The sequence below is a fragment of the Streptomyces musisoli genome, assembly GCF_016741855.1.
GTDB classification, from domain to species: domain Bacteria; phylum Actinomycetota; class Actinomycetes; order Streptomycetales; family Streptomycetaceae; genus Streptomyces; species Streptomyces musisoli.
Window position 1 is genome coordinate 1 of the sequence record NZ_JAERRH010000079.1, and the last position, 1,407, is coordinate 1,407.

Sequence of the window (1,407 nt, forward strand, 5' to 3'; positions counted from 1 at the left end):
GACCGGCACCGCCCGTGTGAAGCGCGGTATGGCCGAGCAGCTCAAGGGCGGCGTGATCATGGACGTCGTCACGCCGGAGCAGGCGAAGATCGCCGAGGACGCGGGCGCCGTCGCGGTCATGGCCCTGGAGCGGGTCCCGGCCGACATCCGCAAGGACGGCGGGGTGGCCCGTATGTCCGACCCGGACATGATCGAGGGCATCATCGACGCCGTCTCGATCCCGGTCATGGCCAAGTCCCGCATCGGCCACTTCGTCGAGGCGCAGGTCCTGCAGTCCCTCGGTGTGGACTACATCGACGAGTCCGAGGTCCTCACCCCGGCCGACGAGGTCAACCACTCCGACAAGTGGGCCTTCACCACCCCGTTCGTGTGTGGTGCGACCAACCTGGGCGAGGCCCTGCGCCGCATCGCCGAGGGCGCCGCGATGATCCGTTCCAAGGGCGAGGCCGGCACCGGCAACGTCGTCGAGGCCGTCCGTCACCTGCGCCAGATCAAGGGTGAGATCGCCAAGCTGCGCGGCTGCGACAACAACGAGATCTACGCCGCCGCCAAGGAGCTGCGCGCCCCGTTCGAGCTGGTCAAGGAGGTCGCCGAGCTGGGCAAGCTGCCGGTGGTCCTCTTCTCCGCCGGTGGCGTGGCCACTCCGGCCGACGCGGCCCTGATGCGCCAGCTCGGCGCCGAGGGCGTGTTCGTCGGCTCCGGCATCTTCAAGTCCGGCGACCCGGCCAAGCGTGCCGCCGCCATCGTGAAGGCCACCACCTTCTACGACGACCCGAAGATCATCGCGGACGCGTCCCGCAACCTGGGCGAGGCCATGGTCGGCATCAACTGCGACACCCTCCCCGAGACCGAGCGGTACGCCAACCGCGGCTGGTAATCCACCTTCGAGGACTGCACGAAACACATGACTGACGCACCCGTCATAGGCGTCCTGGCCCTCCAGGGCGACGTTCGGGAGCACCTCATCGCCCTGGCCGCGGCGGACGCCGTGGCCAGGCCGGTGCGGCGCCCCGAGGAACTCGCCGAGGTCGACGGCCTCGTCCTGCCCGGCGGCGAGTCCACCACCATCTCCAAGCTCGCCGTCCTGTTCGGCGTGATGGAACCCCTCCGCGCGCGCGTGCGCGACGGCATGCCCGTCTACGGCACCTGCGCGGGCATGATCATGCTCGCCGACAAGATCCTCGACCCGCGCTCGGGCCAGGAGACCGTCGGCGGCATCGACATGATCGTGCGCCGCAACGCCTTCGGCCGCCAGAACGAGTCCTTCGAGGCGGCGGTCGACGTCCGCGGCGTCGACGGCGATCCTGTAGAGGGCGTCTTCATCCGCGCCCCCTGGGTCGAGTCCGTGGGCGCCGGGGCCGAGGTGCTCGCCGAGCACGACGGCCACATCGTCGCCGTCCGCCAGGG

At 70.3% G+C, this 1,407-nt stretch carries 2 protein-coding genes; both read left to right on the top strand.

Annotated elements, in window-relative coordinates:
- Positions 1 to 877 (top strand): pyridoxal 5'-phosphate synthase lyase subunit PdxS (pdxS, locus tag JK361_RS40510; protein WP_201828223.1); only part of this gene is annotated, 877 nt, incomplete at its 5' end.
- 27 nt (positions 878 to 904) lie between these two features.
- Positions 905 to 1,407 (top strand): pyridoxal 5'-phosphate synthase glutaminase subunit PdxT (gene pdxT, locus JK361_RS40515; protein ID WP_201828225.1); only part of this gene is annotated, 503 nt, incomplete at its 3' end.